At 43.0% G+C, this 24276-nt stretch carries 24 protein-coding genes and 2 pseudogenes; 5 read left to right on the top strand and 21 right to left on the bottom strand.

Annotation, left to right across the window (positions count from 1 at the left end):
- Positions 1-57: 57 nt before the first annotated feature.
- From MKY99_RS11330 to MKY99_RS11295, 8 genes are all read right to left on the bottom strand, one after another.
- Positions 58-867, bottom strand: coding sequence for a hypothetical protein (locus MKY99_RS11330; RefSeq protein WP_339270533.1), 810 nt, complete (start codon positions 865-867; stop codon positions 58-60).
- A 39-nt stretch (positions 868-906) separates the two neighbouring features.
- Positions 907-1488: a DJ-1/PfpI family protein gene (locus MKY99_RS11325; protein ID WP_339270532.1), complete on the bottom strand. Its 582-nt coding sequence runs from the start codon at positions 1486-1488 to the stop codon at positions 907-909.
- Between the two features lie 15 nt (positions 1489-1503).
- Positions 1504-2250, bottom strand: coding sequence for a type I methionyl aminopeptidase (gene map, locus MKY99_RS11320; RefSeq protein ID WP_076299489.1), 747 nt, complete (start codon positions 2248-2250; stop codon positions 1504-1506).
- A 32-nt stretch (positions 2251-2282) separates the two neighbouring features.
- Complete coding sequence (locus tag MKY99_RS11315) at positions 2283-3203, bottom strand: hypothetical protein (RefSeq protein ID WP_339270530.1); 921 nt, start codon at positions 3201-3203, stop codon at positions 2283-2285.
- Between the two features lie 357 nt (positions 3204-3560).
- Positions 3561-4199, bottom strand: a complete 639-nt coding sequence (locus tag MKY99_RS11310) for an SGNH/GDSL hydrolase family protein (protein ID WP_339270528.1) — start codon at positions 4197-4199, stop codon at positions 3561-3563.
- Positions 4200-4359: 160 nt separating this feature from the next.
- Positions 4360-5538, bottom strand: a complete 1179-nt coding sequence (locus tag MKY99_RS11305; RefSeq protein ID WP_042187216.1) for an NAD(P)/FAD-dependent oxidoreductase — start codon at positions 5536-5538, stop codon at positions 4360-4362.
- Between the two features lie 39 nt (positions 5539-5577).
- Complete coding sequence (locus MKY99_RS11300; RefSeq protein ID WP_042187214.1) at positions 5578-6021, bottom strand: DUF1641 domain-containing protein; 444 nt, start codon at positions 6019-6021, stop codon at positions 5578-5580.
- Between the two features lie 208 nt (positions 6022-6229).
- Positions 6230-7039, bottom strand: coding sequence for a DUF2785 domain-containing protein (locus MKY99_RS11295; protein ID WP_339270527.1), 810 nt, complete (start codon positions 7037-7039; stop codon positions 6230-6232).
- A gap of 295 nt (positions 7040-7334) precedes the next feature.
- Between MKY99_RS11295 and MKY99_RS11290 the strand changes: the two genes are divergently transcribed.
- Positions 7335-7952 (top strand): nitroreductase family protein, encoded by a 618-nt coding sequence (locus MKY99_RS11290; protein ID WP_339270525.1) that lies wholly within the window; start codon positions 7335-7337, stop codon positions 7950-7952.
- Positions 7953-8059: 107 nt separating this feature from the next.
- Here MKY99_RS11290 and MKY99_RS11285 read toward each other — a convergent pair whose 3' ends face one another.
- The 6 genes from MKY99_RS11285 to MKY99_RS11260 form a co-directional block, all read right to left on the bottom strand.
- The gene (locus MKY99_RS11285) at positions 8060-8680 is read right to left on the bottom strand and encodes a hypothetical protein (RefSeq protein ID WP_339270523.1); all 621 of its coding nucleotides are present in this window, start codon (positions 8678-8680) and stop codon (positions 8060-8062) included.
- Between the two features lie 71 nt (positions 8681-8751).
- Entirely contained in the window at positions 8752-9879 is a 1128-nt protein-coding gene (gene dnaN, locus MKY99_RS11280) for a DNA polymerase III subunit beta (protein ID WP_339270522.1), read from the bottom strand.
- 21 nt (positions 9880-9900) lie between these two features.
- Positions 9901-10236, bottom strand: a complete 336-nt coding sequence (locus MKY99_RS11275; protein WP_339270520.1) for a hypothetical protein — start codon at positions 10234-10236, stop codon at positions 9901-9903.
- 179 nt (positions 10237-10415) lie between these two features.
- Positions 10416-10901 carry a DUF3888 domain-containing protein gene (locus MKY99_RS11270; RefSeq protein WP_339270518.1) on the bottom strand — a complete coding sequence of 162 codons (486 nt, stop codon included), beginning with the start codon at positions 10899-10901 and terminating at the stop codon, positions 10416-10418.
- 60 nt (positions 10902-10961) lie between these two features.
- Positions 10962-11924 (bottom strand): phosphotransferase, encoded by a 963-nt coding sequence (locus MKY99_RS11265; RefSeq protein ID WP_339270516.1) that lies wholly within the window; start codon positions 11922-11924, stop codon positions 10962-10964.
- A complete protein-coding gene (locus MKY99_RS11260) occupies positions 11921-12367 on the bottom strand; it encodes an effector binding domain-containing protein (protein ID WP_339270514.1) in 447 nt (148 codons plus the stop codon). The genes MKY99_RS11265 and MKY99_RS11260 overlap by 4 nt, the downstream gene beginning before the upstream one ends.
- 173 nt (positions 12368-12540) lie before the next feature.
- Between MKY99_RS11260 and MKY99_RS11255 the strand changes: the two genes are divergently transcribed.
- Positions 12541-13755, top strand: a complete 1215-nt coding sequence (locus MKY99_RS11255; protein ID WP_339270512.1) for an MFS transporter — start codon at positions 12541-12543, stop codon at positions 13753-13755.
- 103 nt (positions 13756-13858) lie between these two features.
- Here the strand turns inward: MKY99_RS11255 and MKY99_RS11250 are convergent, their stop codons facing one another.
- From MKY99_RS11250 to MKY99_RS11240, 3 genes are read right to left on the bottom strand one after another with little or no spacing between them, the layout of a single operon-like run.
- Complete coding sequence (locus tag MKY99_RS11250) at positions 13859-14563, bottom strand: SAM-dependent methyltransferase (RefSeq protein WP_339270511.1); 705 nt, start codon at positions 14561-14563, stop codon at positions 13859-13861.
- 42 nt (positions 14564-14605) lie between these two features.
- Complete coding sequence (locus tag MKY99_RS11245) at positions 14606-14905, bottom strand: hypothetical protein (RefSeq protein ID WP_042187201.1); 300 nt, start codon at positions 14903-14905, stop codon at positions 14606-14608.
- 50 nt (positions 14906-14955) lie between these two features.
- Entirely contained in the window at positions 14956-15849 is an 894-nt protein-coding gene (locus tag MKY99_RS11240; RefSeq protein ID WP_339270509.1) for a LysR family transcriptional regulator, read from the bottom strand.
- Between the two features lie 131 nt (positions 15850-15980).
- Here MKY99_RS11240 and MKY99_RS11235 point away from each other — a divergent pair, with 131 nt between their 5' ends.
- Positions 15981-16721 carry an SDR family NAD(P)-dependent oxidoreductase gene (locus MKY99_RS11235; protein WP_339270507.1) on the top strand — a complete coding sequence of 247 codons (741 nt, stop codon included), beginning with the start codon at positions 15981-15983 and terminating at the stop codon, positions 16719-16721.
- Between the two features lie 343 nt (positions 16722-17064).
- Here the strand turns inward: MKY99_RS11235 and MKY99_RS11230 are convergent, their stop codons facing one another.
- From MKY99_RS11230 to MKY99_RS11215, 4 genes and pseudogenes are all read right to left on the bottom strand, one after another.
- Complete coding sequence (locus tag MKY99_RS11230) at positions 17065-17787, bottom strand: X2-like carbohydrate binding domain-containing protein (protein WP_339271597.1); 723 nt, start codon at positions 17785-17787, stop codon at positions 17065-17067.
- A gap of 63 nt (positions 17788-17850) precedes the next feature.
- A pseudogene (locus MKY99_RS11225) lies at positions 17851-18075 on the bottom strand (X2-like carbohydrate binding domain-containing protein); the annotation flags it as partial.
- A gap of 30 nt (positions 18076-18105) precedes the next feature.
- Positions 18106-20973 (bottom strand): annotated as a pseudogene (locus MKY99_RS11220) (X2-like carbohydrate binding domain-containing protein); the annotation flags it as partial.
- A gap of 373 nt (positions 20974-21346) precedes the next feature.
- Positions 21347-22588: a metallophosphoesterase family protein gene (locus tag MKY99_RS11215; protein ID WP_339270505.1), complete on the bottom strand. Its 1242-nt coding sequence runs from the start codon at positions 22586-22588 to the stop codon at positions 21347-21349.
- Positions 22589-22807: 219 nt separating this feature from the next.
- On the opposite strand from MKY99_RS11215, the gene MKY99_RS11210 reads away from it, so the two are divergent.
- The gene (locus tag MKY99_RS11210; protein ID WP_339270503.1) at positions 22808-23521 is read left to right on the top strand and encodes a polyphosphate polymerase domain-containing protein; all 714 of its coding nucleotides are present in this window, start codon (positions 22808-22810) and stop codon (positions 23519-23521) included.
- Between the two features lie 23 nt (positions 23522-23544).
- Positions 23545-24252, top strand: coding sequence for a DUF4956 domain-containing protein (locus tag MKY99_RS11205; RefSeq protein ID WP_149644558.1), 708 nt, complete (start codon positions 23545-23547; stop codon positions 24250-24252).
- Positions 24253-24276 lie beyond the last annotated feature (24 nt).

Raw genomic sequence — 24276 nt, 5'->3', positions numbered from 1 at the left:
GTGGCATGTTAAATGCATGTAAAACTACACTTCATAATTCCACTGGAGAGCTGATCCTCATGTCCTCTCCTGTATTGTCAAACTTTTAAGGACCTCAGCAACCTGTAGAGCATACTTTTTACTCAAACGTGACTTACCAAGATTACTCTTCACAATCTTAATCATTCGGGTATCTCGGCTCTTAGCGAATTTCTCCAGCATGGCAAAGCCCGCTTCAGGTTCACTCGCCACAAATACACTTAAGCTGTATTCAAGCCCCTTAGATAATACACGAAAATGCTCAGCGTCCTCATATTGCACTTCCCCACTACCCATATTTTCCATGATTCGAGTAGCCAACTGAAGACAATAAAGCGTATTCTCTTTCTCTTTTAAAAGAGGAGGATGCGCTAACGCTGCTACAAAAGCTCTTTGTTCAAGCCCGTTCGCACCCTCCTCCCACATGTCGATCAGCTGCCTGACAAGAGAAAAACTCTCCTCCGCTATACTTTGCAGCGCCATAGCAGACGCTTCACGCATCCTCCATCTGGAGTCGTTCATGGCTGTCTTAATGATGCTCTGAATCATAATTCGCTGCTCTTCTTCAGCGTAGCTGTAATAAGCGCCCAGCGCTCTAACCGCACAAAACGGCAGAAACTCACGGGGATCATTCACCCCAGCTTCTGCCTCTGTAAGATTAGCCCAGGAATTAAGAAACTCCCAGTCTGTCTCTGTTAGTTTAGGATGGGCAAAATGTTTGGCAAATTTGCCTGATAGCTCCAAATTCACTCGTGGTCCGGGAAGATTGCTCTCCTTCATCAGCAAATCTCTAAGCTGTACCCACTGCTCCTTATCGCTTACCCATTGCTGAAACAGCATATCCATCATTTTTTGTCCAGCCCTCTCTGGTCCCTCCGGTATTTACCTTTAGATTTGAACAATCCCCTGCATCTCGTATGGATAATCAATCTGCTTTTTTACCGAATTCATCGCTGCTTCTCCAGCCAAGCGTGAAATCAGATATAACCCCAGATCAATGGAAGTGGACACTCCACCACCTGTAATCACATTACCATCTTGCACAATACGGGTCTCCACAACTTCTTCACAGTAAGGTTTTAGTAATTCATAGGCAGATGGATGGGTAGTAGCTTTCTTCCCTCCTAGCAGCCCCGCAGCCCCAAGCAGCAGTGAGCCTGTGCAGACAGATACCTTATAAGGAACATTGTGAGCACCAGCAAGCCACGAGACAAAACCTTCATCATAACGAAGTTTCCGTGTCCCCATCCCTCCAGGTACAAATACCATGTCATACTCCGAAAGCTCTGGCAGCACTTTTCCAGCTTTAACTGTGAAACCTAACTCATCCGTCACTTCCTCCGACGCTGCACATATATCCCAAGACAAATTTTTGCCGATTTCAAATTGCCCCAATCGATAAATAACATCATAGAACCCCGCAAAATCTAAGAACGTAATCCCGTCAAAAAGTATAAAGGCGATTTTCAATTTCGCACTCTCCTCTTATGGCTTGGTTAGGATAATAGGCTCACCTTTAGTCACAATAATCGTATGTTCAAACTGTGCTACCCGGCCATTGTCTACGACACTCAGTGTCCATCCATCCGACTGCTGCTCCACGTAATCTGCTCCAGTAGAAAGGAAGGGCTCAACCGTAATCACCTGTCCCTCTTTTAACACTGTAGTCACTCTTGGATTGTAGAAAGGTAAGATTTCAAAAGGCTTCTCATGCAGTGATTTGCCAATCCCGTGGCTGCACAGATTACGTACCACTCTATAGCCGCGTTTCCGAGCTTCGAGTTCCATCATTCTGCCAATCTCATTGACCTTCATCCCTGCTCTCAGATGATTGATCACACTCATCATAGTTTCCTCTGCACTCTGGCATAGTCGAAGAATGTCATCATTATAAGGTGGTAGTTGAAACGAAACTCCGGCGTCCCCATAATAACCATTCAGTTCAGCAGATACATCAATATTGATCAAATCACCAGCATTAATCACTCTAGGACCAGGAATCCCATGAGCAACCTCTTCATTCACACTGATGCAGGTGCTGCCTGGAAAATTATACGTTATCATTGGGGCTGAAGATGCTCCGAATTCCGCTAGAATTTCAGCTCCAATCTTATCAAGCTCCGCTGTTGTCATACCTGGAGTTACTTTCTTTTTCATCTCGGCGATGGTATGTCCTACTACTTTCCCTATGGCTTTTAGCCCTTCTAAATCTTGTATGGTATCACTCGTCATCTATCACACATTCCTCTCACTTCTGGTATGAATCACTTGTCTAACTTCTGAAATGCACTTCCATTCCACTGAAAAATATCTTCCATCTGTTTACCGGCTACATTATCGTAATAACTTCTCTTGAAGCTATGATCATCCACTTTATCAAGCTTTATCGAATACCCCTTAGGACTGCTGATAAATAAATCAGAGCCAAGTTTGATCCCTAATTCCTCTATAACGTTATTTTTTCTAAGCGTAAATAGCTTGTAGAAGTAACCGTTACTGGATCCGTACTGACCTATCGTAAAATCCGGATCGCCGTCGCCATTATAGTCCTCAAACTGAATTTGAAAAAAATCATTAAATATTATGGGATCCTCAAAATGTTCACTGAGTGGAAAGCTATTCAAAGTTCTCCCTTGATTATCGATAAGAACAAGCCCAAACCTGCCACTCCAATTCCTTCCCATCAACGGACCTGGTATTGTCCAATCCTCACTGTAGGTTCCATCTAAAAGCTGCAGATTCAAGAATCCAGTTCTATTAGTTAAGGGATAGAGATCATTATGTGATATCGTTACTGGACCTGTAACCTTAACAGAAGACTCCAGCGACTCCGTCTGTTCTATGTTCGCCTGATCTGCTGTTCCATAGATGAGTTGTCTTATTTGATCTGCGTTTTTCACCGGAATAGAGTAGCCCTGACCACCATTCTCAGCTGTAGTAAATAAACCTTTATAGCCAAGTTCATTACCTATTGCTATGTAATAATCCTCCGAGTAGCCATCACCATAAACAAGTTCCATTTTAAATTCAGGGGCCCAATCCAGCTCCCCCGATAATTTATTGCTCTTGTTCATAGCCTCCGAAAGCGCCTTAATCAGAGCGGAGTCCTTCAGTATTAGGGTCTCAAAATGTTCGGGTCGATCAACTTGGTTCTGATCACTAGTTGTTACAGGAGTTAAAGACACTCCGGCGATCCACCTTGCATTGATGAAGCCCACATCATTCTTACACCCGCTTAAAAGAGCAACCAAGAACAAGGGTACAACCCATAGTAATTTCCTAATGCGAACCACCTCCAAGAAAAGAAACATAACCCAATTATAACAGCGTCCATAAATTTAAAGAAATCGACTTTCCGAACCGTTACAAGCATAAACGCCTTCGGCGTCCCTATAAGGACGGCAAGTGTTTAAGCGAGAAATATAAGGATAATTTATAGCATGGAGCATATAAATTCTTATATTTTAAAAAAAAGACTATAACCTGCTCCTTTAATGAGTGGTTCTAGTCTTATAAAATCAAGTAAATATGTAGTGATATGATCAGACGATTAAGCTTGAATTGCCTACCGTCTTAAGCCAAGCCTCTGCAATAAGTGCATGGCCCGCAGGTGATGGATGTACTCCATCCGGAGCCCAATAAGCAGGCTCTGCTTTCACGGATGCCGCAGCAAACAGGCCATCCAACGGAACAAGTAATGCACCATATTCACGTGCCAATTCACGAACAATGTGAATTTTAGGGTCCAAATCCTGGCGCCAAGTTCTACGATCTTCTGGGACAGGCAACACAAATGGCTCGATTAAGACTAAATTAGCAGCCAGCGAATGCTGCGTGCGTTCGATCAGGTCACGATACGCAGCTTCAAATTGTTCAGGCGTTGTTTCCTGACCAGAATCAAAGCGGCGCCAAGTATCGTTAATCCCAATATATATGGACACCCACGTCGGCTTCAGATTCAGGCAATCCTTCTCCCAGCGTTCCTGCAAATCTACTGCACGGTTGCCGCTAATTCCACGATTATAGAACGTAAGATTCTTCTCAGGATACAAATGCCCCAGACGAGCGGCGATCATCAATGCATAACCTACACCAAGCGATGAAGCATCATCATAATTACGACCCCAATCCGTTATGCTGTCGCCTTGAAACAGAATGACATCGTTTTGTCGGAATAACATCACGTAATCCTCCCCTATTTTCCCCTGTTAATATTAGCCAATATAGTATATCAAAAATGAATACTACGTACTAGGACAATCATTAACAATTCATGGTAGAAACCACTAGAGATCAACAAAAAAACCTGCTCAAATAAGAGCAGGTTTTCCAAAAATACAATCAATAAGCTAAGCTAAACAATCCTTTAATGTGGGACAAGTAACGAATATTACTTGCTTCCTTCATCAAGGTTGCAGGCAATCCTTTTAGCGGAGTTGAGCTAGCACCAACGATGGCTACACCGTCTTTACGGCCTAAGCTCGCAAGCGTCCCTGAGTTGATCGGACTAAAGGATTCAAATGATTTATCCTTCAAGTATGCATAAAGATTGTACCCGATCAATTCGCCCATTTGCCAAGCGATTTGTGCAGTTGGTGGATATGGACGACCATCTTCGGCAAAGACAACGGCGCTGTCACCAGCAACGAATACGTCTTTGTGTGATGTGGATTGCAAGAATTCATTTACCGTTGCACGACCACGGTTCACTTCAAGACCGGACTCACCAATCAGTGGATTTCCTTGTACGCCGCCAGTCCATACGAAGGTGTTAGCAATAATTTTTTGACCATCTTTCAAGTCAATGACATTATCCGCTACATTCGTAACAGGTAGTCCTGTCAAGAATTGAACACCACGTTTTTCTAAGCTTGCCACTGCGCGTTCGATCAATGCATCTGGCAATACTGGTAAAATCTTAGGACCTGCTTCAACCAGCATCAGTTTAATTTCTTTAGGATCCACGCCATATTTCTTAGTGAGTGTTGGCAACACATCAGCGATTTCACCAACAAGTTCAACACCTGTTAAGCCACCGCCACCGATTAGGATGCTTGCATCCGCTGGATTTTTAGACTTCGCATATTCACGGATACGCTCATCAATATGACGATGAATTCTGTTAGCATCTGCTGCCGATTTCAAAACCATACTGTATTGCTCAAGACCTGGAATGCCAAAATAAGCCGTAGTGCTTCCAAGACCCACAACTAAAGCATCGTAGGACAATGTCACACCATCAGATAGTGTAATTTGTTTGTTCTCAACAGAAAAAGAATTCACCTTTGCAATTTTCAGGTCGATATCTTTACCTGCAAAAAGCTTAGCTAATGGCATAGCAACAGCACCTTCTGCAACACTACCCGCTGCAAGACGATGCAATTCTGTAATAATTTGATGTGTAGGATATTGATTAACGACTGTAATTTTAGCTTCGTCCTTCTTCAGGTACTTGCGTACAGTTAAGGCGCTTAGTAGACCACCATAACCTGCTCCTAGAATGACAATATGTTTAGACATGATGTTTCCTCCGTCCTTACGAATGAGATATAAAAAATATTATTTCTGTTGACTGCGTTCGCCGGCAACTTGAAGATAAGCATTTACGAAACGGAAAAGCTTCTGTGCTTGTGGATCTTTCATCATCTTCATAAGACCAAATACACCGATCACATCGCTATTTTCATTCGCACGATCTTGCGCTTCGATCACTGTAGCTGCCATATTCTTCGCCGAATGCACCACTGGTTCAGCAAGTTCTTTAATTGCACTTACCGTATCACTTTTCAAGACTTCATCCGCAGCAACAGTTTGAACAAAGTCATATGACTTTGTGAGCACGCCGACAAGCTCTGTTAATTTTGGCAACTGTTCCACTAAGACAGTTAACGACTCCTGAACTTCAGGCTTCAATAGCTGCTCTAGAACATTCATTTGTTCTTGAGTGACAGCTAATTTTGGTGATTCTTGCTCAGGTTGTGTTTGAGTGATTGTTTCTGACATATCCGAATCTCCTCTGCAAATAAGCTTTGCTGCTTAATAGTAATAAAAAAATAAAAACTTATAACGCCATATTTCTATTATAGCACTTATCAAGTTATAAATGTCACAAAGTTTTTGATTTTTTCTAAAGTTTTGTGATTTTTATTACATTAAAATAAATTAGTCATAATTTTCGATATTATTTATACATGCATAGATGATTAAATGCTTATTGTGTAAATTCATTCAAATTCATCTCCGCTTTCAATAAAACCTCGTCCATTGCCGGATTGTTCTTTAATGGTAGCAATCTAAAATACAGAGAACGAACGAAATTTTTGGTGTTCACACGAGCAACGTACTGGCCGCGGCTTCTCGGCCACCCCCCACATTGCTCCAAGTTGCGAATCCAGTCGACAATAGATTGTTGTGGAAGTAAATGATGATCTATCATTGTAGCTACAATCGTAGCGATCCGTTCATCTTCTTCGTCGCTAAATATGTGCTGATCGTTGTAAAGCATCCTTTGGATGACTGCCAAAACCTCTTCCCTTATTGCAGCATCACTCTCCGAGCAGAGTACCAGTTCATCCAAGGCATCTGCGCCATGGGCTGCAGCATGAGCCCAACCTTCTTCAGGCATAAATCCTCGTAAATCCTGTTCTTCCTCATAATATCTAATAAGCGCTTCCTTCACATTTGTAAACTCTGCGCTAGCTAAAAAAGCCTGTTCCCTATGCCGCTGAAGAATCAGCGCAACGATCAGTACCGAAAACGTTCTTGTGAACACAGCCTGATCTTCTTTGCTGCCAATGTGATAAAACAAATGCTGCTCGTCAAGGAGAATCAAAAGTAGTTCACGAAGCTCCGCATCACTAAACCATTGTTTCTCGTTAACCCATTTGTAGAAGGTGGAATAGATCAAGTCATCTCGTAGCTTCGGCTGTGGATCTCCTATGTACTCAAGCATCAATTTCACATAATCCCTTAATTGCTCCCCACTTCTAAGCTCGTAATCGTTCTCTTCAATTCTTTGCAAGTCAATTATCAACTGCTCTCTAGTATCGTTCAACATTCCCACCCTTTCATTAATAAAAGCAATTAAATTTTTCGTATCCTAATATCCTAATTTACATCCCAATATTTTACAACATAGTAATTATTATTCGACATTCCAAAGTACTTAGAGAGCTGAATGTAAATGAAGTGAATTTAATCATTGACGAATATAATTAACTGTGCTATTTTGAGTTAGTAACTAATAGTTAGTTCATTTATAAATATCACTTATTTATAATTAACAAGCAAATACATAACATATGGAGGAATAACTCATGAGCGCTTTTACAGATTTGATTGAATCCCGCAGGTCTGCTATGAATTTTGTTGAAGGGGTGAAGATCCCTCAGAATGAACTTGAGGAAATGTTCTCTTACGCCAGATTGGCTCCATCTGCATATAATCTTCAACATGCCAATTATAAAGTGGTTTCTGATGAGAATTTAAAAGAAGAGATTCGTAAAGCGGCTTACGGTCAATATAAAATCCACTCCGCCTCAGCGGTAATAGTGGTACTCGGGGATAAGAATGCTTATCTGAAAGCCCCAGAAATCTTCGGAGGACTTAAAGCTTTAGGGGCTATGAGTCAAGAGGATTATGATGCAGAGATAGAAACGATTAACAATGCATACAAAGGAAATGATGCTTTCCAAAGAGATGAGGCTATTCGGAATGCTTCTCTGTCTGCCATGCACTTCATGCTGATTGCCAAAGATAAAGGCTGGGATACCTGCCCGATGATCGGCTTTGATCCGGAAGCGATTCAATCCACTTTAAATCTACCCGATCATATGGTACCGGTTATGCTGATCACTATCGGAAAAGACAAGAAACATAAAATCAGACCACGTGGCTATCGTAAACCGGTCAATGAATTCGTTGAATTTATCTGAGGGTTATTGGAAGATATCGATAGATATAACAAAAGCGTTTCATCCGATATTTGAAGTTCGGATGGAACGCTTTTTTACTAAGGATGTGGAACTTAAATCTTTCTTCACTACTTAGCATACTGAAGAATTGCAATTGCTGCTCGTTCCCGTCGTTCGGCGTTCTCACTAACAAGAGCTTCCTTCAAAATATCGAGCGCCATTGATAATGTCTCTTCATCCACATGCATTCGATTACTCACCGCTTGCTCTGAAACAGAAGAACCTGTAATCCACAGATCCACACGAGCACTAGGCATCGGCCCCTTATACTGTTTGACCACTCCACTATCGCTAAGAAACTCTTTTATCCCTGCGTTTAGATCGGTTATAGGAAGACTTTTCAGCCAAGTTACACCACGTCGATGGCATGTACCGATGTCTGGCGCGTCAAATAATTCATTGTAAAAATAATCGCCTAGATCTCCTAGATGTACCCAATCGCCATCACACACCAGCACATAATCGCCATCCTGCATCGTATGTACGAAGAGTTGAATGGCTTGTATATGTTTTGTAAGCTCCAACTCACTGTATTGGTATGTATGAATCATCCGATCACGGAGCTCCACTTTACTGATGTTCTCCAAATCCCCTATTCCGGGATATCCGATACTCACATAATTATCCTCTAAAAATGCAGTGATTCGTTCGGTCCCAAGCGGTTTTGATCCCATCTGAAACAGATTCATAGATCATTCCTCCAAGTAATTAATATAATATTTTTTCAGCAAAGAGAACTCTACTTAGCAAGCTCATATGTCTATCCTCCATCCTGCGTCCTCATTGGTGTAATTAAAAAAAGTGTGGACGAAGTCATGTCTACAGGCTGTATCACCAGTGGTCTTTCTTTTCCAGCAAACCTTATTCTAAGCGTCTCACTATCGATCGCCCGAAGGATGTCTCTGAAATATTTTCCGTTAAAAGCTACTCGAAAATATTCACCTTCTAGATACTCCAATGGAATCTCCTCTTTTGCCTCACCTACGTCGGCGGTCCTGGATATTAAATGAAGTATACCGGAGGGATATACACCGAGCGTTACACTTTCACCAGCCAATATAGCAATACGTTCAACCACACGCAACAAACGCTCTGTCTTAACGATCACTTCGGATATATATACTTGTGGAATTAAATTATCGACATAGGGATAAGTGCCCTCAAGTAGCGCAGACTGAACCCTCAAGCCATCAGAAATAAATCTGATTTGTTTCTGACCTATCTCGATTTGGATGCTGCTGCCCTCATCATCGTTTATTATTTTTAAAAGATCCTCAAGGGTGCTGCCCGGTATAATAACATTTAAAGGACTTGCTCCGTAATCTTCTACGTTTTCAACAACATGCTGAGCGAGGCGGATGCCATCAGTGGCGACTACGCGAATATTTTGATTATCTATTTGAAGTGAAACACCTGTGAGCACAGGTCTTGTTTCCAACGAAGAGACCGCAAAAACCACATGTTTAAATATTTGCTTCAAAAGTGTGTTCTTCATGCGTATCTTTTGGGTGTTTGGATGATCCACGTAATGGATTCTCGGAAATTCTGCAGTGTCCATCCCGCATAAACGAAACTGAGTATTGCCCGATTGGATATTTAGAATCAATGTCTCTGCGATTTCCAGCCTAATTAATCCAGGGTCAAGCTTGCGGATGATCTCATAAAAATAACGTGCGGGCACTACGATCTCACCTGGTTTGTGTACAATCATCGAATCCATCTTCACAGGAAGCTTATATTCAATGGTCATTCTTATATTGCTGGCTGTTAAAGTCAGACCCTCCGCTTGCGCCTGAATATGTATTCCGGAAAGAACACGGGAGGAACTATTCGCGGATATAGCTTTTAAGACTGCTTGTAGTGCTGTGCTAAGAGAATCTTTTGACACATGGATTAGCAAAGACCTCACCTAACTCTCCTTAGATTCCTTTGCAAAATGTGCCTCAATAATGTTCCGAAATACCTGGGAGCGAGATACGTTCTGTTCCTCACAGGCCTGCTCTATCTCCTGCCAGATGTTTTCTGGTAACGTCAAAGATACCTTTTTAGTTATACCGGTGCTTTTTCTGCCAGCCCCTTTCCGAAGACCTCCCCTCGTAAAAAGAAACCCTAACTGCCCATCTTTAGTAGCTACGCCTACCTTAACTTTATCCTTAGAGCTGCTTGTGATATCGCTTGTGATTTTAGAATAGAATTCACTTAAAATTTCATCTCTGTGTTCGTCTTCGAATTTATGATCACTCAATCCTCACACCTCATAATTTGAATTTAGTAACTAAAATCAATATATCCACTATTTTCATAATACCATACATGCCAATAATCCACCACCATTCTAGACACAAAAAAAACACCCCATAGATCGGAGTGTGTGGTTAGCTGGGTAAGCGTTCGAAATTGTGATTGTAAGAGTTAATTACCACACTATCTCAAGATATTTTGGTAATTTGGTGTAAGGTCAGACTTTCGTGGGTCTCTCAAATGCTTGAATGATTCTAACTTCACCTTAGGACCAGGAGTGATTCTAAAAGTCATAGTGTCCTCTCCAACGGAAAGATGTGGACCCACTGTAGGGTGTATATTGAGTGTAATTAAGAAATCAAACCGACGAAATCCATTCACTCGCTTTATATCTGTAACATCTACTAAATAAGGATACACTGTCGGAGTTATCGTCAGAAGTGGCGCATAAATCTCAGCAATTTTTTTCTCAATATGGGGTAAAAGGAAGAGCATTAGTGTGTCTTTGTACATGAGCTCGCGGGAATCCTGATCTGGAAGCTTCGGTTCCGATTCAGATCTAAGCGGAGCCTCAGATTGCGGTTGAACTAAGCCATTAGCGGAGCAAGGTTGTTGCCCCAGCAAGAACATAACTGCGATAAGAAGAGGAGCAATCCAGCTTTTTTTCATCAAAATAGCCTCCTTAGGGAACTTTTTATAAATTCCCCAATGAGGCCCTAATTTTATACGCTAAATCTCAATTGTGTTAAAAAGAAAGGGATCTCCCCTAAGATAATTCCTTAGAATCGCTTGCGCATAAGGCTGTTCTGCTTTCAGTCCCTCGGTTTCTCTAGGGTCGGGTGCGTGATGGCAATAATTTTCGATCATAACCATGACCGTAAAATTCTCTAAAGTCTGAAACCACTCCCCATCAAGCTTGGCCACACTTTCGTAACCCTTAATGACCAGTTCTCTTTGTAAAGGATACAACCCTAGAATGGTATGTGCCACATCATAAAGATAATATCCCCAGCCACATCTTCCGAAATCAATCGGTCGAGGTTCACCCTCTTTAAATATGATGTTCCCTTGATGTAAATCACCATGGATAACCCCATAAGTCCTTCTGTTCTTATTTTTATGCTGCTTGCTTAACCAGCCGTATAATTTCTCAGCCGCAGACTGATACAGCACGAACTCATCATCCAAAAGAAAACTATGGTAGTGCAGCTTTAATCGGAGCATTGCTTTTCTAAAGCTATGTTCATCCCACACAGGACGATTAAAGCCTGGAGGTAACTCAAGCTCCTGTGCCGCTTTATGTAGCTTGGCTAATAGAACGCCTTCTTTGTAAATTTGATCTTCGGTAAGTCTTTCGTTCGCATGTTCGCCTTCAACCCAGCGCATTAACGATGCATATATACCATCCTCATTACCTTGCTCCACTTTGAACGTAACAGAACCCGTTCGATCATGAACGCCTTTCGGCAGGGGGACATCAATTTTCCTCTTCAAAAGCTCCAGCCAAGCGATTTCGGAGTTAATTTCTTCTTTAGATCTCCCCGAGTGAAGACGCAGCAAAAAAGTCCCCTCTTTATTAGTCTCTATTACAAAAGTGCAGGTGTCCGATCGTTGGATAAAACGAATCTGTGTCCAATCGAGGTCAAAGTGCCGGAGTGCCATTAAAGCTGCTTGCTTATAATTATTTCTCATCGCAATGGAATGTACACATCAACCTCATCAGGCCACGTAGGATTAGCAAACTGATAGACTTCAATAGCCAATGCACGATCATTACTCTGCAAACCATTTTCTCTCACATAAGTATGAAGAATCTCATAAGGATCGCCTTTGGATTTCACCTGGACATACCGATGAGCCGGGATCGTAAAACCAAGCATACCTTCAGGAACATTCGTGAGTTCCTCCACTTCCATACAGATCATATAGGTAAATAAATTCTCCGAAGTAAAATGTGGACTAAGGTATCGTTCAGGGTGAATAATATTGCTAATTTCATCTTTTCTACTATTAAATTCTCGCTTCATCGCCTCTACTCTTTCCGTCTCGTGCCCTACAAAGGAAGAAGTAATACTCAAGCCTATTAGCTTCATCTCCGGTAATTCGAGCACTTGGACTACACCTTCATCCATCATGAATAATTCATCCCTTCTATGATTATTTAAAATGAAAATATCTGAAATAAATATTTCTCTTGAAAATAATTTCAGAAAACTAAATAATATAAAGCAGTACTACATGTCGGATCTATCATCTTAATAAGGGTGGAGCTTCATTACAGACAGAAGAAAGGTTGAACATCGGCACCATGAACGCAATTCCAAACCTCAACAAGGAACCAGCCCGTGTGGAAAAAACACGCAAAGAACCTTTCCCCATCTCTATTCTTTCACTTACCGTAGGCGCTTTTGCCATTGGAATGACTGAATTTGTCATCATGGGTATTTTACCAAATGTCGCCAAAGATTTACAGGTTAGTATTTCTACTGCAGGTCAGCTCATCACGATGTATGCCCTTGGGGTAGCCGTCGGTGCTCCTATTCTAACCATCCTTACACAACGAATTCCACAAAAGAAACTGTTATGCCTGCTCATGGTATTATTTATTCTAGGCAACGGAATCTCTGTATTTGCTCCAAACTATACCGTTCTTATGGTTGCTCGTATCATCACAGCTTTAACACACGGGACTTTCTTTGGCGTTGGTGCAGTGATCGCTTCTAATCTGGTCAAGCCCAATAGGCGGGCCGGAGCCGTATCCATTATGATGGCTGGTCTAACGATTGCTAATATCGTCGGTGTTCCTCTAGGAACATTTATTGGGCAAAACATGGGCTGGCGCGCCTCATTTGCTGCGATAGCAGTCATGGGAGTCGCTGCACTAATCGGCATTCTTATTTTCATTCCAAAGATTAAACAAGACAAACCTGCTAGTGTAATCCAGCAAATTTCTGCGCTAGCTAATCCTAAACTGCTTCTATTCTTACTGATCGGCGCGCTTGGTAACGCCAGCTTGTTCACAGTGTTCACTTATATAGCGCCACTGCTAATGGAAGTTACCGGCTTTGCCGAGCATAGTGTGACATGGATTCTAGTTCTCTTCGGCTGTGGTGTAACCATCGGGAATATCGTTGGCGGGAAGCTTGCAGATTGGAAGCTGATGCCTTCTATCGTGGGACTTTATTTCGCGGTTAGTGTCATTCTTACGATCTTTTCCTTCACAATGCATAGCCCAGTAGCTGCGGTAATCACAATATTCTTCTGGGGTATGGTGTCCTTTGCGGTCATGCCAGGATTACAAATACGGATCATGAGTCTGGCTCAGGCCGCTCCTGCACTTGCTTCCACAACCAGCCACTCCGCAGGTAATCTCGGAAACGCAACAGGTGCTTTCATCGGCGGATGGGTCATTTCTCATCTTGCGATTACTTCGCTGCCATGGGTCGGTGCCGTTCTGGTAGGACTCGGTCTGGTACTGGGGATTGCTTGTTATGTAGCAGAACGTAAAGAGAAAGTGGCGTAATTTTTATAGGCTTATATTAAAAAACGAGGGTGTCTCCAAAGCGATGAAAATGGCTTAGGGACGCCCTCGTGTTTCATTTTACAAACTATAGCTATCTACTATCTTATGGCTTCATTCTTCTAATGCTCAGCATCTGATTTGCCCCTTTTTGAAATTCATAAGGAACCTCCATTTCCTCCACAGCGAAACCTTGTTGAACCATCTCATCTATAAGGCGATCTAGATGCTCATATCTTTTGCAAGACAGATCAACTAAAGGGAAAATACGAAGTTCTCCTCTAGTCACCCGCATAAGTTCATTAACAGTCCTTAGATGAAAATCATAATCCAGCCGATCACTATACATAAATAGGAAATGCGCAGACAATGTCAGATCAAAATCCTCATCATTGAACGGCAGATTAGGTAAAATCACAGGAACATATCGCGCCGGGGTTTGTCTCTGATCCCTGATGTTATCGTTTAAAGCCCTACTCCTCGCTTGTGTCAAATCCTCTATAGACTTGAAGTAGTCCCATACAAAATTGCCCTGTACCTTAACCAGTTCAGACATAGCATGCTCAATATCTTGAACACCTTTATCTTCAAGCTCATCCGCAGAGTAATAATAAGCGATATCCGCAGCAGTCACGTCACTCCCTAACTGATTCGATATCGCTGTAAAAGAGCAGGCACCTGCAGGACAATCCAAAATCCGCCTGCCTACAAGATCCGCTTCTTTCAATTTGAACATCTGTAAATATTCCTCAAAGGTCCTTCCTATAAAAACAATCCTCTCCAACTCAAGCTTTCCCTCTACTCCGCTCATCTCATCTCACCTTTCCTCATCTCGGCTAATACTGCTCGCTTTTTACTTCTGTTTAAATATATGTATAAGATAATCTATAAGAAGTCCTAGAATCAGGAACGACCCAAAATGAATTACATACGTGGGAAATCTGACGCTGATTAATATACTGCTTGCAGCCCATTCCGTATTATTAACATCAACCATCCAGTTTGCAAAGGGCTTCATGAAAATCAGCGTATCTATAATTGGATTAAGTCGTACAAGAATGATGTTTGCGATCTCAATCCCCAAATAATCACCCAGACAGATGATGATACTAATAATCGAAAACCAGAAACTGAATTTTCTCCTTAAAAACATCAAGCACCGCCCTCTCTTTTTTTTCCTAATACATACAATTCGTTTAAAATTCAAAATATCCTTGTCGCGGATAGCTCCTGCTTTAAAAAATGATACAATCTGGAGCTCGCCAGCTTCAAGGGATAATCCGAAAGTTTACATAGGATACCGCAGGTCATATCGATAACCTTTCCCTCCAGTTTTCGCACTACCGTTCCTGCAGGGGCCGGATTCAAGACTATCTCAGGGACAAGAGCGACGCCTAAGCCACTTTCCACATAATATTTTAGAGCCGACATGCTTCCAATCTCCATAGTATCGAACGGTGCACCACCTGATTCCTGTAGCACACTTTCTAATTTTTTGCGATAAGGACAGTTTGCTGCCGTAATAAGTAACCTATGATCCTGTAAATCCTCTGGCGTGATATTCTCCTTGGAAGCTAGCGGATGCTCTTCTGGCATAAGTAACACAAATTCCTCCGTAAATAAGGGTTCAAAATAAAGCTCCTTACCCAGCTCTGGCGCTGAACATACAGCCATATCAATTTCGCCTCGCAAAAGCAGTTCACTGAGTGCAGCGGTTCCCGCGATCTCCACGGAGACTTTCACTTTCGGAAACTGCGTCATAAAGCTGCTTAACAGCTGCGGCAAACGATAGCTCGCCGTCGGATCCGTTACCCCTATGCGGAGGTTGCCAGCTTCACCTATTTTTAAATCAGCCAAACGGCTCTGTAGCCGCTCCATGTCCTTAACAATATGTAAGCTCTCTTCATAAAACAATCTGCCAGCTTCAGTTAAGCTGATTTGTTTTCCCCGCTCAAGCAGTTGACATCCTAAGTCGGTTTCAAGCCTCTGCATTTGCATCGTGACCGTGGATTGGGCATAATTCAATTCCTCTGCTGCACGGTTAAAGCTTCCTGAACTCACAATGGTTTGAAAGGTTTTTATTGTTTTTAGATCCATTTCTGAGCCCTCCACTACTTAATTCAAATAAATTGAACCAAACCTTCAATTAATTCAATTATACGAAATCCAATAATCACTATAGAATACTCTATATCAACAACATACGCCAACCAAAGGAGTGAATAAGGATGGATCTTAACAATAAAGTAGCCTTAGTAACTGGTGGAGGTACTGGAATTGGCAAGGCTGTAAGTCTGGAATTAGCCCGACGCGGAGCCCTTGTTGCAGTGAACTATTCTAGATCCGAGGCAGAAGCTAATGAAACCGTGAATACGATTATAAATCAAGGTGGGCAAGCGATAGCAGTACAAGCCGATGTTTCTAAGGATCAGGAAGTGCGAAGTATGGTCCATTCGATTATTCAGCATTTTGGAACGGTAGATCTGCTGGTGAATAACGCCAGTATTACTAAACATATTGCGCTGGGTGATCTGGAAAAAGCAACAGAGGAAGTCTGGGATGAACTCTATGATGTGAATGTGAAAGGAATGTTTTTCTGCGCCAGAGCAGTTGCACCATATATGAACATGAGCGGTTCAGGCACCATCGTCAATCTCGGCAGCATCGCCGGACAAACTGGCTTAGGTTCTTCCCTTCCTTATGCGGTCTCCAAAGCTGCTGTTCATGGCCTCACGAAATCTCTCGCCCATGCGCTAGCTCCAACTATTAGAGTGAACTGTGTCGCACCGGGAGCTGTTGCTACCAGATGGTGGTCTGGTCGAGAAGAACAGATGCATAAATTAGCACCTAATCTGCTGCTCCAGCGTCTATCATCCACTGAGGATATCGCTCAATTCGTCTGCGCAACACTCGAACAGGAAGCAATGACCGGACAGATCATTACGGTAGATAGTGGACAAACGTTGTAACAACTAAACAAATGGCATATCAATTGAAGTGCCGATAGAATAATTAGGGAATTTCCCCCTGTAATTCTGACATATCTACTCATCCAAATAGTAATTACGGAAAACCTCCCTATAATTTAGCTGATTTGCTGGAAAATAAAGAAATCCCCCTGATTTTTAGGGAGGAATTCCTTGTTTTCGTTCATTTAAGGCTAAACTCGGCTATTTTCAGGGAGTTTTTCCCTAATTCCTCTCTAGCCTGCTCGATCGTCGTTTGGTCTATTTTATAAAGATAGAAGCTGCCCCAAAAGTAGAATTATCTACTTCTAGGACAGCCTCTATTGCATAAATATTGGTGATGTCTTTAGTTAGGTTCACTACCCCAAATCAAATTTCCTGACACGTATGCTGGTGCTTTGCTCCAGTCCACATAGTTGGTATCTACTCCATTAAAGGAATAATCTCCGGTTTGAGTATAATTCGTCCAATCCTCTTTAGACACACGCACCTGAATGTCGATGCTCGCACCCGCCGCAAGTGAACCTGCTGCACTTGAGAAACCAACCTCCAGATAATAATCCGCATTTGCTTTAGCTGTTGGCAATTTTACAAATGTTCCTGTTACATTCGCGCTTCCCACCTGTGACCAATCGCAGAAGAAGCTTTGTGCCTTCTCACCATCAATAGTGTAATAGTATCTCACTTTCACATCAGAGAGTGTCACAGCACTTGTGCTCGTATTCACCAGCTTAAACTTTGGATTCAACGTATTTCCGGAAGCAGACAATGAACTATTATACATCTGTACTTTCAATGCTGCAGTAGGAGCTACTGTCGTATCCGCAATCGTGACAACCAAGGATTGTGTGGTTCCTGCACTAAACTCAAAGGTAAGCGTAGTGCTTCCCAACGCTTGGGTTGCCAGATACTCTTTCTTGATCGTTACTGTAGAACCACTCACTGTATAATCTGTGCTTGCTACGAGGGTGGCTGTTCCGTTTTTGATCGTGCTGAGTGTATTTCCGTTCAACGTCATAGTTACTGCTACGTCTGCTTGATTCGCAGTTTTCTTATCAAAGCCTGCCATTGTTGGGGTTATCGTGGAGTTAGTTACTGGTGTTGTCGTATCCGTTACCGCAACCGCTAAGGATTGCGTCGCTCCTGCGCTAAAGCTGAACGTCAGCGTGGTCGTCCCTACCGCTTGCGTCGCTAGATACGCTTTTTTAATGGTCACAGTAGATCCACTGACCGTGTAATCTGTACCAGTAACCAATGTCGCCGTTCCGTTTTTGATCGTGCTGAGCGTATTTCCGTTCAACGTCATAGTTACTGCTACGTCTGCTTGATTCGTAGTTTTCTTATCAAAGCCTGCTATTGTCGGGGTTATCGTGGAGTTGGATACTGGTGTTGTCGTATCCGTCACCGCAACCGCTAAGGATTGCGTCGCACCTGCGCTAAAGCTGAATATCAGAGTGGTCGTTCCTACCGCTTGCGTCGCTAGATACGCCTTCTTAAGGGTGACGGTTGATCCGCTGACCGTGTAATCTGTCCCTGCAACCAGTGTTGCCGTTCCATTCTTGATCGCACTCAATGTATTTCCGTTCAACGTCATAGTTACTGCTACGTCTGCTTGATTCGCAGTTTTCTTATCAAAGCTTGAGGTTGTTGGTGTTATCGTGGAGTTAGTTACTGGTGTTGTCGTATCCGTCACCGCAACCGCCAATGATTGATTAGCCCCTGCGCTAAAGCTAAACGTCAGCGTGGTTGTTCCTACCGCTTGCGTCGCTAGATATGCTTTTTTAATGGTCACAGTAGATCCACTGACCGTATAATCTGTACCAGTAACCAATGCCGCCGTTCCGTTCTTGATCGTGCTGAGCGTATTTCCATTCAGTGTCAGCGTTACTGCAACGTCGGCCTGATTCGCTGTTTTCTTATCGAAGCTTGCAGTTGTTGGAGTAATGGTTGAGCCTGTAGCTGGTAGATTGACAGGATCAGCATACAATGTGCCTCGGCCATTCGTTCCGAGATATACACGTCCGTAAATTCTTGGGTCACCAGTAATCGCCATATTAATCTTGGCGTATTGGTGGGCATCGTCATTAATACGAACCCAAGTTGCGCCAACATCATCGGAACGGAAGACACCCCGCACGCCATCAATCTTCGCTACCGTGTACAGTGCCATATAAGTTTGACCCGGCGCAGCCTTTCCATAACCAATGAGATCAGCTTCTTGTACGTTGGTTAACTTCGTGAAGCTCGCACCAGAGTTCGTGGAGTGCCACAAACCATACTTATTCTCAGTCGTATTTCCTCCTGCAAACCAGATGTCACCTTCAATTCCTGGTACTGCTTTCATGCTGATCTGAGCTTCATTCGGCTGTAATCCAGCTACATTATTGGTTGGGAAACCTGAAGCTGAAGTGGCAGTAAATGTAGCTCCGCCATCCACACTAACATAGAAGACCCCAGCAAAAAATCCATAAAATTTGTTAGCATTCACTCGGTCAGATGCTACTTTTGCTCCTGCAGGTAATCCGGCGCTTGCTGTCCAAGAGTTACCTGTTGTTTTGGAGTAGTACACACCAATATCCGAGGTGCTCCACAAAATAGAGTTCCCACTTGCAGACACAGCTACTTGTCCATGCCCCACTGTTGTTTTGGTGCCATTTGACGGTTCGGAATTTGGCATGTACCAGTTCACTCCACCATCGTTAGAGATACCAATGGATTTCATACTTGGTGTCTTCTCTTTATCTGCACTGCCTACCCGTACCATATATGATGGACTCAACTCTGCATAATCAATACTCATTGTTGTTGCCCATGAAGGACTAGTCTGGAATTTAGTTGGAGCTACCGACAAATCCTCATGACGGAAACCAGAAACGTCACCAAGTGCAGTGATCAAATGGGAGGTTCCCGTTGGCGGGCTTATCAACCCTAATACTGCAGTTTCCTCCACACCTTTTGCCATAACAGAGATATTCACCTTGCCTCCGGTATCCCATGAGGTCAAATTGTTTGAGCCATAAATGGTAGCCCCCGTCCCATACATCATCCGGTTAGAGTTGAAAGGATCAATTTCCAGATCGCCCATCATCCAGCCCAGTTTTGGTGAAGGATCAAGAGAGGTCGAAGTCGTTCCGTGATCGAGCCAAGGTGCTGCTGTGATATCCATACTGAACTTATAAGTTCGTTCTGGATAATTGCCCCAGTCCCAAATTCGGCTCCATGTTGCACCACCGTTAGTACTGCGGAAAATCACTTCATCAGGCCACCAAGCGTTTAAACTGGATACCATAACTGTGTTAGGATTCTGTACATCCACAGCTAAACCACCGAAGCCATACCAATTATCCGTTCCGGTTGAAGGACTGATGTTCGTCCATGCACCGCTTGTTTTATTGTATTTCCAAACCTCACCTTTACTTCCGTCATAAGGACCTACACCATTGCTATAAGTAATATACAGATCGCCTGTAGATGAAAGCACGCCATGATGTGGCAAGTAGCCTGAAGGTTGTCCTGCCAGAGCTGTCCAAGTTACGCCTCCATCTGTACTTCGATATACGCTGCTTGCTGTATCGGCAACCCCTACATATATCGTTTGAGTCGCATTGCCAAGTGTTCCTGTGCTCTTATCGAACGTAATCCAGGATAAGCCAACGAGATCATTTCCATAATCCAGTGTCGGATTCTGAATATATGTTCCTACATTCGTAAAGGAGGTTACCTTCGACCAAGTAACACCGGAGTCCGTACTTTTCCAGAGCCCATTGCCACTTCTGGCTCCGAAGAATAAAATATTATTCTTATTCGGGTCAATGACGAGGCGTTCACCCGCAGAGCGGCCCGGCATATTGCCACCTACCTTAAAAGGGAGCGGAGTGGTTTGCCAGGTGTTTCCCCGGTCACTAGAGCGCATGATCTGACCGTTATTATCCCAGGAGTTAGTATAAGTACCTGTTGCCATATAGACTTTGTTCGGATCAATAGGATCTGTAGCAAGGGCATCTACACCATTCTTATTCCAATCGACCCAGCCTACGGAGTCACTAATCGAAGTCCAACTAGAGGTAGCCTGATTCCATCGATACGCACCCCCGATATCTGTTCTGGCATAAATTAAATTGGGTTCGGACTGATTAAAAATAATTCCGGGTACAAAACCACCGCCGGCTCCCGTTACAACACTCTTCCAATTGTAAGGTTCACTTGCGGCCGCATGAGTAGTAGCTGGGAATGCAGAGAATAAAGAGCCTATCATCGCGCCAAGCAGGATTAACAATCCAGTTTTTCGGATACGGATACGATTACGAATCACGTTTTACGCCTCCTACAATTTTATTGGTTTGCTTTTGTTTTCCTCCTACTCTGTATCCCTGCTTCTTCCCTCCCCCCTAAATTCGACTATTTAAATTTTTCTGATAACGCTTTCATTATAATGGTAATGTTTTTCATAATCGATAGAAAATGGTTGTATTTTCATGAAGTTTGTCTCTAAAAATCGTACCATTTTCACACCTTAGATTACATTTCACAACCATAAACGCCTCCCCTAAGAGGAGTGTCAAATCAAAAATCCAGAAGAATCCCAAAAAAGCCCTCTCCACCCTAACGGTGAAGAAAGCTACTACTGGTTAATGCGTAAGCACAAATTCATCCAGCATCTTACCATCCACATCATAAGCCTGATAAGTCAAACTATCCTTGGTAACACTAATCCCTGCGAACATTTGCTTGTAGTTTTGAAAATGCACCGCATGATAGAACTGATCCTCTTTTTTCTCGTTAAATTTCCCTCCGGAAGCATTGGTCACCACATATACCGTACCTTTTTTAGCACCTACCGGATTCTCACCTTCAGAAACGATTTTTCCAGCCCGCAAAGGGTAGGATCTGGAGTACTCATGATTATGACCCTGCAGCACCAGATCGACCTCATATGCATCAAAAATATTCGTCCAATCTTCAACCTTCTTATATGAATTGCCCCCGTATGCCGGACGGTGCATCGCAACAATCTTCCATTCCTTATCCGTGCTCTTCAAATCTTGCTTCAGCCACTCAGCTTGCTTTTTCAAATTGCTCTCCGTATTCAATACAGACACATGTACAGGACCGTAATCGAAGGAATACGAGGTGCCCGCAATAGAACCTTTTGCCCCGTTATCTGGCAGGTTGAAATGAGAAGTAAAGTCCGTCGCATCGTCATCAACCTGATCATGATTTCCCGTAACAGGCATTAAGGGTATCCCAGAAAGCAAACCTTGCACGTTACCAAAAAATTGATCCCAGCCCGCCGAATCCTCCGGGTTCTCCGTTAAGTCACCATTATGCACAATAAATTTTGCCTCTGGAAAGGTCTGAACGGCCTTGCTCAATGTCTTCCCCCACAGCTTAAAATCATCCGCCCTCTCCCCTTGAGAATCCGCGACGTTGATAAACGTAACACTATCTAGTTCAACCTCTTCCGTGGTGAATTCCGCAACTGAACTCCATCCTCCCTCAAGCCCGCTGCCCACTCTGTAAGAATATAACGTCCCAGGTTCAAGTCCTGTAACCTCCGCTTTGTGAACACCTCTGGTACCATGGTCCGTTTTTATGGTGCTACTATTTGCTTCTATCCTTAGTACATCCGATTCTACAAAAGAGGACATCTGTCCCTTTACTAACTCCAGAACTCCTGCGGCATTGGAATCGCTAGTATACCAAGTGAACGCACGACTCGTTCCCGCATCTCCCTTAAAGGTGGTAACAAGATCATACGGGGCTGATGATTTCTTGGAGCTCCCGGATTTGGACCACTCCATCCCAACAGCCACCAAGATCAGAACAATCACTACTATCCCTAGAATGATGGCGAATTTATAGTCTTTCATCACGGCTCCTCCTTCATTTTTCTCTCTAGTCTTCTAACTAAGATAGCCTTCCAGAAAGTCAGAAGTCAAATCTATAGATCTATACTTTTGTTAACGCAGTGTAAAACATTCAGCTAACATTCAGTCTATTTTAAGTTAAGCATAAGGTCTGTCTCCTAGAATTAGTTGTGCAAGAAGGTTAGCCAACGACAGAGATAGAGATAGAAACGAGGTGGGAAAATGAGTAACAAGCTTCAATTCCGGCATGAGCTAAAATTCTTCATTAACTATCATCAATACCTTGTATTACGCCAACGATTACAGAGTTTGATTGATACAGACCAGCATGCCAATGAAAGTGGCGAATATCATATCCGCAGTTTGTATTTTGACGACATCAACAACTCGGCGCTTGCCGACAAACTCGGAGGTCTCAGAGAACGCGCCAAATATCGTATTCGTATCTACAACATTCAAGACAACATCATTCACTTTGAGAAAAAAATCAAAATGGACGATTATATCGCCAAAATTAAAGAGCCGCTGACCCGTCAAATGTACGACGAGATCATGGCAGGTAACTATGAGGTCCTGAATGTCCCGGACAGTCCACTGTTCATGGAATTATACAATCAGATGCGCCATAACCTTCTTCGGCCGAAGGTCATCGTGGATTATATTCGCGAGCCCTATGTTTGCCACAACGGCAACGTGCGGATCACGTTTGATAAAGAATTACGTACCGGTCTGCATTCGACGGATATTTTTGATAAGGATCTGCATCCGATTCGGGCGATGGATGAGAACTTTATTATTTTTGAAGTGAAATTCGATGAGTACATTCCGGAATACATTAAAATTGCGCTGCAGTTAGAGGGGCTGAACAGACAGTCCGCTTCAAAATATGTGATCTGCCGCAAATTCTTAAAAACCAACACTTGGGAGGATTATTGATTATGAATGCATCACTAGCAACAATGGCAGCAACCGCAACAACAGATACAACCACAAATACTTTTTCAGATATCATTAAAAACTCGGTGATAGACAACTTTGTCTCCGATATAAGCATCTCGAAAATGCTAATCACCTTAGGTGTGGCTTTTCTGATCGGATACTTTATTTATCTGCTCTATAAACGTGTATTTAGCGGAGTGTTATACTCCAAAAGCTTCAACGTCTCGCTAATGGGCATGACCATGATTACAGCCACTGTCATTATCGCCATTAACTCTAACCTGGTTCTGTCCCTCGGTATGGTCGGCGCATTGTCCATCGTTCGTTTCAGAACGCCGATCAAAGATCCAACAGATCTGATCTTCTTGTTCTGGGCAGCAGTCGCAGGGATTGTAACTGGCGCAGGCTTCTTCACTTTGGCTATTGTGGGTTCAATCATCATTGGTCTAATTCTGTTTCTGTTCATCAAGCATTCTTCTATCGAAACACCATACTTGCTGGTCATTAACTGTGATGGCGATGAGAGTGAACGTGAAGTCCACAACCATATCACCAAATCCGTGAAACGCTACAACGTGAAGCAAAAAACAGTATCTGCAAACAATATCGAATTAACACTGGAGCTTCGTCTTGATGATAAAGTAGGTGGCTTTGTCAATACTGTTTCCGACTTAAAGGGCGTTAAAAACGCACTTCTGATCAGCTACAGCGGTGACTATGTATCCTAAACATAATAAGATGAAAGGCGGTGC

Source organism: Paenibacillus sp. FSL R5-0470, from assembly GCF_037975205.1.
Taxonomy (GTDB): domain Bacteria; phylum Bacillota; class Bacilli; order Paenibacillales; family Paenibacillaceae; genus Paenibacillus_AQ.
This window is presented reverse-complemented; position numbering and strand designations above follow the sequence as displayed.